Below are 10,105 nucleotides of genomic sequence, written 5' to 3' on the forward strand. Positions count from 1 at the left end.
TTTATAATGCTTGTACGGCTTTTTAACGGCTGATGCATAATGATATTAATCGTAAGACTTTGAACAAGTGATTTTTATGGATCAAAATAATAATACTGATAATGGCTTAGAGACAGTTGGTCATGACTATAACAATGCCACAGCTGATCACTCAGGTACTAGTGTAGATAGCCATGCTATCAATTGTCAGGCTACCCCTATATCAGAACAGCCGCCTGCTATCCGTATCAAGCTCAATGGTAAGTATCTTATAGAAGCCTCAGCGGGTACTGGCAAGACTTGGACTTTAACGGGTATTGTTCTACGTCTGCTAATTGAGGCAAAACGGGCTCCTGAACATATTATCGCCACTACTTTTACTCGGGCAGCTGCTGCAGAGATGCGCCAACGCATCCATGAGCGTTTGGTTGATTTTTATCAACTACTACAGTGGTTTAGTAAGCTACCGATTACCCCTGTTACTCGAGAAATACTCTATCCGCAGCTAAAAGATACCAGCGCTAAACAGGCGAATAATGGCTTAAATAACAGAGCTAATAGTAGAGCTGAAAACAGCGATAAAGACTCTAAGCTAGCTCATGCAGCTAGCAAAAAGATAAGCATAGAGCAGCAGAAAAAACGCCAGGACTGGCTCAAAGATCAAGCTAAGCTCTCAGGTAATAAGGATCTTATCGATGATCCTATCAATAGCTATTTGCTCGAGTATCTACTAGATCATACTGAAGAGTATCCGTTAGCTGACGCTCTTAGACGCTGCGCTTTGGTTTTGACCACTTTAGATAAGCTGTTCGTTGGTACCTTGGACAGCTTGTCACAAAAGTGGCTGTCTGAATATAGCGCTGAGACTGGACATCAGCAAGGCATCCAAATCAGTGATCAAGAGCAGCTAGTGTTAGAGAGTATTATTCATGATGTCGTGCGTGGCCACCACAGCTACTTATATAACCAGCACAATCAGGTTTATCAGCTATTGCAGCATACTAAACGACTCACCATACCAGCTGATCATCTGAGTGTCGCTAATAAATCGTTGCAATTTATCTCAACGCCTATCGAGACTGTTGAGATGGGGCCCGAGATAGATTTTGCTGCATATCAGCAAGCCTTAGATGATTTTGTACAAGGTGATTTAAAGGATGTCGAACCGTATTTTGATAAAGACTACCGTAAGGCTCAAGGGTTTCATGGCACAGCGGGTCTAGGCGCTAAAATGGATAGAATTGCTCATATTCAATCTGCTATTCAAAAAAATGGCAAGTTGTTTTTTGCTCATTTAGATGACGAAACCCAGAAGTTCTATGAGGCTCTACCTCTGGCTTTTTTAGCTAAAGAAGAAGGCGGCAAGGGCTTTAATGCCAATAAAGAACCTCAGCGTTTAGCTTTTACTAGCCTAAACAGTATTCAAGCACTAAAAATAGTAACTGATTATGCCAATCAAATTGAGTTATATCTTGATGCTTTAGTCGAGAACCTAAACCGTGATATAGCGTTAAAGGTAAGGCAAAAACTGCCATCAATACTCGAAGCCAGGCGCGAGACTACTTTTGCCTTGCAAATGGTGCGCTTAAACCAAGCTTTATCAGGCAGGCAAGGTGAGAGGCTGGCACGTTATATTCGCCATCATTATCCAGTAGCGCTTATCGATGAGTCCCAAGATATCAATGGCGAACAGGCGCGCATGATTGAGCGTATTTACTTGTCTAAAAGTAATGACAGCACTAATCAGAAAGTTGGTCGAGGGTTCTTATTACTAGTAGGAGATCCTAAACAAGCGATTTATGGTTTTCGTGGTGGTGACGTCGCCAACTATAACGCCATGAAAGCCAAGTTTGATAAAAACAACATTATGAGCCTTGATGTCAATAGACGCTCTAATAAAGGTCTGGTTACCGCACTGAACCACTGGTTTGGTAGACCGAATCCTGTAGCTGAGTCAAAACAGGCCGTTATTGATAGTGCTAGCCAATTAGCGCAGTTAGGTAATAGTATCTATTATCAACATATAACCGCCTCAAAACTCGATTCGCGGCTTTCGTGGCAAACTGAGGTAGATCAATCCTCAATAGCGCCGTTAGCGGCTTATCCTATTCTAGCTAATAGCCCAGTGAGTGTGATCCATCTGCCTTACGATAAGCAAGCTAAGTACGATGCTTGCGAGCTCACAGCGTTGCATATAGCGGCATTACTAGCCAGTAAGCAAACTATTGATGGTCGAGCTATCAAGCCAAATGATATCGGGGTACTAGGACGCCGCAAGCAAGAGTTAAAACAAGTCGAGGATATGCTCAGTAAGCTGGGCGTACCTACCTTAGAGACCGCAGAAAAAAACGTTTTCGATACAGCTATTGCCGCTGATTTAGCTGCCTTGTTAGAGGCTATGCTACGCCCACAGCGCCGAGATATTATTAATCGGCTATTGACTAGTAATTTCTATCAGTTGAGCTTAACTGACGTGCAAGCGCTAATGATAGATGAGGACGATAGCTCTACTGCTATGACTAGCGAGCAAATAGCCCTAAAACAGCGCTATCAAGACTTCCAGTTGTATTTAAAGACCGCAGCGTCGTATTGGCAGCATAATGGGGTGTTGTCAGCATTGCATTACCTGTTTGCTCGTAACCCTATGGTTGAACAAAACCTGCAGCTGTCCGCTCAGCAAGCCAAAAGCCAAAACGTTTGGGTCGGTCTTGCCGACTTAGAAGACGGCGCACGCTATATAATGGATTTGCGTCAACTGCTAGATATCTTAGCGCAGCATGGCATGCACATCGGTGAGCATGAGCTACTAGCATGGTATAAAAAAAATATGCACAGTAGTCGAACGCCAGAGTGGGCACAGCAGCAGCCACTGCCAACAGAGTCGGGCGTACAGCTAATGACTATTCATAAGTCCAAAGGCTTAGAGTTCCCGATTGTCTATGTGATCGGTATGGATAGTGCTAGCCCTAAGGCTGGCGGTCGTAGCGCTCACAACCTATTTCTATATGACTATGATATTGAGGATAATAATACCGAGCGCCGCTTATCTGCTAGTAAAGGAAAGCTGCATAGTAAATCAGCTAAAGGCGAAACTGCCAAAGACTATTATGCACAATTTGAAACGACTGAGAACTATGAAGAGTTCAGACGATTGGCCTATGTTGCTTTTACTCGGGCCAGTGAGCAGCTGTACATGGTATTTAAGGATGGTTATAACAAAACAGATGCAGAGCGGAAGCCAAGTCTGCAATGGTTGAGTTGTGAGGATCACAAGTTTGTACTACCAGATAGATTACAGCCTTATATTAGTTGGCTAGAATATGCTGCTATCGAGCCTATAGCTGAAGCCATTATTAGCAGCAGTGACGCCTCTAAAAGTACCGCTAACCCTGAATCGCTAGTTAGCGCTGATAGCGCACTGCGTATCGATTATCAGACTGCCTATGCACAAATACAACGTAACTCGTTTAAAGGTTGGGCTAAGACTAGCTTTACGGCTTTATCGCGTCAGCTTGGCGAACAGAGCAAAGCTTTAGCTATTTTTGATGACAATATAGAGGACGATTTAGATCTAACTGATAGTTTAAGCTTATGGTCTAGCAAGCAGGCTAATAGCAGTGGTCGATCGTCGCTAACGGCTGATATCAATGCTAATGCCAATACTGATAACGACAGTAGTGATAGCAGCAGTGATAAAGATAGCAATGAAATTAGCGCAGACAATATTCGCTTTCGATTTATAAAAGGCGCTAATGCGGGTACTTTTTTGCATGAGATTTTTGAGAAGATAGATTTTAATAACCCTAGCAAGTGGTCAGCGATTATTGACCAAGGTATTCGTCAGTACCAGCTGCCTAGCAGTTATAGTAGCGCTGAACAGCAACAGCGGCTAGTACAAAATAAAGCTTCGAGGTCAGACACTCAAATTCAGAGTGAGGATGACTCCGATAAAGCGACACAAGATCTAGCGCTAGCAGCCGCACATAATGAACTAATAGCTTGGGTCAGCGATATCTTAGCGGCGCCTTTACTAGCCTCTGGTCAGCCTTTGCAGGCTATCAGGACTGATCAACGTATTGCAGAATTGAGTTTCAATATGGGTCTAGCAGCAGACTTTATGCCTGAGCATATTAACGAGGTGTTTAGCCAGCACTTACCGGACGAGCCAGAGAAGCATATTACCCTTGATAGCCAGTATTCTAGCTATATCTACCGCTATTTACGCGGTGAGATCGACTTAGTTTATGAGTATGCTGGCAAGTATCATGTATTAGACTATAAGAGTAATTACTTAGGAGATAGCCTAAGCAATTATAATGATGAAAGCTTAAGTGCCGCAATGAACAAAGCAGGGTATTGGCTACAAGCTGCCATCTATCAAGTGGCCTTGCATAGATTTTTGCGTCTGCGTATAGAGGGTTATTCGGGTAACGAAACTAGCTATTTGGGCGCAGTAGAGTATGTGTTTTTACGAGGTATTGATTCGCTAGGTGTTCATAACTATGGACGTATCAAGTGGGATGTTCCCTTTACGCTAATACAAGCCTTGGATGAGATGTTTGGTACGCCAAGCAGTTAGGCTCAGTTGGTTTATAACGAATAAGCACGCGGCCAGCATTCTACCAATGCTACTGAAGAAAAAATAGCTCTCCAAGCAGTTAAAAATAAGCCATAGCACTATTAATTACGGACCCATAATGACTCAATCAGCAGATAAGCAATTACTAATCAAGCCATCGACCAATGCAGCGAAAAAAACATCGACTAAGCTTGCAGCTAGCGCCGCTTCTGTAATTCAATCACCGCTAATAAGTGGTGGGCAAAGCTCGGTTGAAGCGGGTAGTGTTAGTAGCAGTTGGGCGCTGACTGTTAGCGACTATTTACTACAGCGTCGAGCGCAAACCCAAAGCGCTTATAAAGGCCAGTTGCAACCTTCACCACCAGTAAGCACTGCTCTAGCTAAGGCCGATAATACTAGCCAAGACTATCTATTCACTGCCATATTTGCGCTGCTAGTACAGCGCTTAGAGGAAGGTCATACAGTATTAGTATTAAATGCCGAGACAGATAACGCTTCTGTTAATACTGCTGCTATAAGCGATGACCTGCAGGACCGACAGACTAGCTTTGATAGTCTATACCTCTGGCAACAGCAGCTTATGCAACCTTTACTCCAGCCTTTATTGTCGCAGGCACAAGGCAGCTTTGCTAGCGAGCTAGTTTCTGTAGACTTGTTGATGCAATCAGGTAGTGAGTTATGGGTTAAGACGGTATTACAGTCCACTTTGCCTAAGTATGAGCTGCAAATATTACAGCAGCATTATCAAGTTTGCTTAGGACTTTATAAGCAGTTGCAACAGCTAGCGCACTATAGTGATTCATCAAAAAATAGCCTAAGCATATTTATAGATATACTAAGCCAGCAAGCCCTTTTTAGCCAAGCAAAAAAAGAAAATGATCGACCTATAGTATGGCAAGTGCAGAGCAGATTAGATGATGATCCTATCCAAGTCACCTTATGGCTACATCGCACTTGGCAAGCAGAGTTCGCTTTAGCTGACAATATTATGCGCATTAAGCAGCAACAAGTACCAGCACTGCCTATAACGCTTAATGCCTCCCTCAACCTCGAACAACAACAAGCTATTCATATGGCCAATCAATCGGCTTTTAGTATTATCACCGGTGGACCTGGCACGGGTAAGACTTTTACTGTAGCTCAATTAGTAATTGCGCTACAACAAGCACAACTATCAGATCCTACAAGGGCAGGGGATAGCAACAAGGCCAATCTTGCTTTAGCCGCGCCAACTGGTAAAGCTGCTCAGCGCATGCAAGAGTCGTTGCAAGATGCCATACAGCAAGCAGGCATTCAGATGCAGCTGCCAGAGGCTAAGACTATACATCGACTGCTGGGTATCGGCCAAGGTGGGCAGCCTCGCTATAACAGTGACAATCCACTAAGCGAAGACATTATCATTGTTGATGAGGCTTCTATGCTTGGGGTGGAGTTGGCCAATCATTTAGTCAGCGCTGTAAAGCCGAACGCTAGACTTATTCTATTAGGTGATGCTAACCAGCTTGCGGCGGTAGATGCTGGCGCGGTATTAGCTGATCTATGCCAGTTACCAGCGCTGCAAGAGGTTAGTCAAAGGTTAACTCTTAGTAGACGCTTTACTGATGATTCTGGAATCGGACAGCTTGCGCGGCTGATCAATCAAGACGATAAGAATATGCAGGAAGTTTGGCAACTGATAAATAACAATCAAGCGCTAAGCTTTCATCATCTACGTCGACAAGCAGAGTCTCAAGATGAACAACAACAGTTGCCCATATCTATTCATACAAAAAATAGCCTAAGCAATTATGAATTTCTAAACATATTGACTCAGAATTACGAAAATTATATAAATAAATCAAAAAAGTATCTAAAAAAAGCTCAGTTAGCGAAATCCGTGCCAAATGATAGTATTAGAGAAGATTTTAATGATTTAATGGCCTCGTTAAATGATTTTCGCATTCTTACAGCCGGTCATCATGGGCATTGTGGCGATCATAACATCAATCATTATCTGAGCGAGCAGCATAAATTTAAGCTCAAACTACCGTTGTCAAAGTCCTCTTGGTATCACGGTCGTCCGATAATGATACTACAGAACAACTATGAGCTAGGATTGTTCAATGGTGATATAGGCATCTGTATGCAGACTCAGGCAGGGCAGTTGCAAGTGTTCTTTGAGAACAAAGCCCAAGGCATAGCCATTAATATGTTTAGCGATGAGATGATTGCCACAGCTTATGCTATGACTATTCATAAATCACAAGGGTCAGAGTTTGAACATGTGGCGATAAGTTTCGATGACAGCAATGGGCGATTACTTAGCCAAGAGCTAATCTATACGGCAGTCACTCGTGCTAAACAAAAAATATCTATATTCAGCACTAGTTCAGCTTTTACTCATGCCCTCAATACCCCAACAGTTCGCCAAACCGGTCTCGGACTACAGTTCGAAAAAATACAGACTACAAACTAGGGTTGGGAATAGCAATGTATTGGTTTAAAGCAGCAGTAAAGCTAGTTGAGAGCGCCATTTATACACCTAGTAAGTTAGTTATTACTAACCTCAAAGAGGAAACTCAGAACTCAGAATATGCAGCAGGAACCTTTACCTTATCTTCTGAGATAATTAAGGCTAGGGTTGATGGTTCAACATACTTTAGTAATACAGCTCGTTTTAGAGTCGCCAAGATAACCCCTACTAAAATCGGCCAGTTTGTTACTTTTTGGCAAAAAGGGAGTGACGGTATTAACCAGCCTTATGACTATGATGAGGCGCCAGACTTGCTTATTATTAGCGTATTTAAGGACTATAATGTTGAAGGTGATAGCCGCAGAGAGGAAATCAAGATAAATAATAGCAGCTTTGGCCAGTTTGTATTTCCAAAAGCTATTTTGCTTAACAAGGGAATTTTAAAATCGAGTTCCGCTCAAGGTAAGATGGGCATGCGTGTCTATCCTAGCTGGGATACACCAACCAGCAATAGCGCTATAAAAACTCAACAATGGCAACTTAACTATTTCTTTGCAATGAGCGACATTAGCTCACTACCTATAGATAAAATCCTAGCGCTTTACGGCTAAGTAGCCGGTACTGTTAGCAATAAGCCTTAAAATAAAGCAAAAAAAGCATCCAAAACGGATGCTTTTTTAATTATTAATACTTAATTTTATAATTTGTCTTCTTTAATGGCATAGATGCCTGGTAAATGACGCAAGTAACCATGAAAATCCATACCACAGCCATAGACATAACGATCAGCGACTTCAATACCAACAAAATCAACGTCAAAATCATTCACTTTACGGTCATGCTTCTTATTAAGTAGCACACAAGTTTCGATAGAAGCAGGGCTTTCTTTACCTAGTTCCTCAACGATTGTTTTTAAAGTGATGCCTTCATCAAAGATATCATCAATCAGTAATACATGCTCGCCTGCAATATTGACGTCAGGCTTAAATTTCCAATCAAGCTCATTAGTACCTTGGTTATCACGATAACGAGAAGCATGGATATAGTGCATACGATGGTAAAAGGTTAGATGAGTAAGTAGTTGTCCGGCAGGGATCAAACCACCATTCATTATCACCATTACGATTGGGTTAAGACCCACATAATGTAGATTAAGCTGCGCGGCAAGGCGCTCATATGCTGCTGCAACTTCGATACTACTGATAAGACATTCTGAGTTACGTAGAGTCTGTTCGATTTCTTGATTACTGATCTGAGTCATAGGGTGCGCCTTCGGTAAAAAGTGCTGCTTATTTTAGCAAGGTTTAATTGATTTTCCTAATAAACATCGCTATTCAAGCAAAATTAGTATGGTTTTAGCTGAGCGCTCTATTGAGACTTTTCGACGATAAAAGGCCGATAGTAATTTGCCAAGCGATTCATCGAAGTATCTGGTAGATCCGGTAGCAGTTTATTTAGGGCCATGCTCATGCCTTTGTCGATTGCCGCTTTAGCCATCGGCACAGACTTGCGTTTTATCATTCCTAACTTGAGAGTTTCAGCAAAGCGGGTAATGAAGTGAGTTAGCGTTGCCTCATTCATAGTCTCAAGCGCGGCTCTAAATTTTACCGCATCGACACTCTCTGGGGTCACAGCAGCAAAACCTTCGACAATCTTTTGAGCTTGTTGCTCAGTAAGCTTAAAGCCAACACGGCTAACCCCTTCGTTATCAATGAAAGTAGCTTTATCTTTTAGGAAGTTAAAACTAGGCATGATTTCTTCGTTGTTCTCTTTACCCAACAGTATATTAAGCAGAGTATCAGCAGCTTTTTCGATAGTGATAATAATTTTGCTCATTGCTGCTTGACGCTCAGGATTAGGAATATTATCAATCAACCCTACTAACAAGTTATCAATAAGATCTTTGGCTGTCTGTTTAGTCAAAACGTCACGATAAGGGTAATAATCTACTGATTGCTTAGATTCGATAATTTGTTCTGCTTCTTTAATCAGTATCTTAAGCTCGTCTGAAGGTATGAATCCAAAATAATGTGCCATTATGCTGCCTATGTCGAAGGTTCTTTAGTTGTTGTATGCAATGATACCGTTTACTGACTTAATAGCGTTACATCTTTAGTCATATCAGTTACAATCCCAGTCAACGCTGATTTATTAATCAGCAGCTGATTACTCCTAGGTTGATAGCATTGGATAAGGGCAAATACACTAATAAGTTACTGTAATTATAGCTTAAAATTTTTCGTGGTTTGTTAACTATCGGCTATTATGCACTTAGTAGTTCACCATAATAAGTCATTATCATAACTTATCATACTCGCAAGATTTTAGTCATCAAAGCTTACATGGCAAAATAATAACTCCTGCATAGCGCAATACCCCAAACAGACAACTTCAGTATTTAGCTACTAGTATCAATAGGGCAGTTGCCTTTTATCAGCGGTTAGCTATGCAGAAAATTGATAAACACCATAGAAGATAGTAATAGGCAAAACACTGTTGCCAAACTATTTTCCCATTATCTAGAAAAAGATAAAATAAAAGGAGCAAAGGAATGAATAGTGCCATCGTATTAATAGTTGGCGTCGCTTTGATGCTATGTGGTTATGCTTTTTACTCAAAGTTCATAGCCAGTAAGATTCTAGGATTAGATAACAGTATTGCCACGCCAGCCCATACTATGAAAGATGGGGTGGATTACGTTCCTACTAACAAGTTTGTATTATGGGGGCACCATTTTACTTCAGTCGCTGGAGCAGCACCGATCATTGGTCCCGCTATTGCGGTCATTTGGGGTTGGTTACCAGCAGTCATTTGGGTGGTTTTTGGTACTATTTTTATGGCGGGCGTTCATGATATGTCTGCCATTTGGGCCAGTATGCGTAACCGAGGTCAGTCTATCGGCTCGATTGCTGGTACGGTTATGGGCACGCGCGTCCGCAGCTTAATGATGGTAGTTATTTTCTTATTATTACCCCACTCTCAACTTGAAATAAGCAAATCAAACTGAAGAGGCGGATTACCAAGTTTTTTGTTGAGTACAAAGCACAGATTGTGTGACAGGATTTTACGAATCAATCGATGAGACAAATGCCATA

5 protein-coding genes and 2 pseudogenes are annotated in these 10,105 nt (G+C 41.9%); 4 read left to right on the forward strand and 3 right to left on the reverse strand.

Translation table 11 applies throughout. The annotated features are described in order from the left end of the window. Positions 1–76 precede the first annotated feature (76 nt). The 3 genes from JMY09_RS12865 (at position 77) to JMY09_RS12875 (ending at position 7,621) form a co-directional block, all read left to right on the forward strand. Complete coding sequence (locus tag JMY09_RS12865; protein ID WP_201624159.1) at positions 77–4,558, forward strand: UvrD-helicase domain-containing protein; 4,482 nt, start codon at positions 77–79, stop codon at positions 4,556–4,558. Positions 4,559–4,676: 118 nt separating this feature from the next. Beyond that, positions 4,677–7,013: an exodeoxyribonuclease V subunit alpha gene (recD, locus tag JMY09_RS12870; RefSeq protein WP_201624161.1), complete on the forward strand. Its 2,337-nt coding sequence runs from the start codon at positions 4,677–4,679 to the stop codon at positions 7,011–7,013. Between the two features lie 14 nt (positions 7,014–7,027). Continuing rightward, positions 7,028–7,621, forward strand: coding sequence for a MepB family protein (locus JMY09_RS12875; RefSeq protein ID WP_201624163.1), 594 nt, complete (start codon positions 7,028–7,030; stop codon positions 7,619–7,621). A gap of 86 nt (positions 7,622–7,707) precedes the next feature. Here the strand turns inward: JMY09_RS12875 and JMY09_RS12880 are convergent, their stop codons facing one another. Beyond that, positions 7,708–8,271 carry a hypoxanthine-guanine phosphoribosyltransferase gene (locus JMY09_RS12880; RefSeq protein WP_201624165.1) on the reverse strand — a complete coding sequence of 188 codons (564 nt, stop codon included), beginning with the start codon at positions 8,269–8,271 and terminating at the stop codon, positions 7,708–7,710. A gap of 107 nt (positions 8,272–8,378) precedes the next feature. Continuing rightward, entirely contained in the window at positions 8,379–9,047 is a 669-nt protein-coding gene (locus JMY09_RS12885) for a hypothetical protein (RefSeq protein ID WP_201624167.1), read from the reverse strand. Between the two features lie 514 nt (positions 9,048–9,561). On the opposite strand from JMY09_RS12885, the pseudogene JMY09_RS12890 reads away from it, so the two are divergent. Further along, positions 9,562–9,981: pseudogene (locus tag JMY09_RS12890) on the forward strand (carbon starvation CstA family protein); the annotation flags it as partial. Positions 9,982–9,989: 8 nt separating this feature from the next. Here the strand turns inward: JMY09_RS12890 and JMY09_RS12895 are convergent. Continuing rightward, positions 9,990–10,105: pseudogene (locus tag JMY09_RS12895) on the reverse strand (IS982 family transposase); the annotation flags it as partial.

This window comes from Psychrobacter urativorans (assembly GCF_904846695.1).
GTDB lineage: Bacteria > Pseudomonadota > Gammaproteobacteria > Pseudomonadales > Moraxellaceae > Psychrobacter > Psychrobacter urativorans.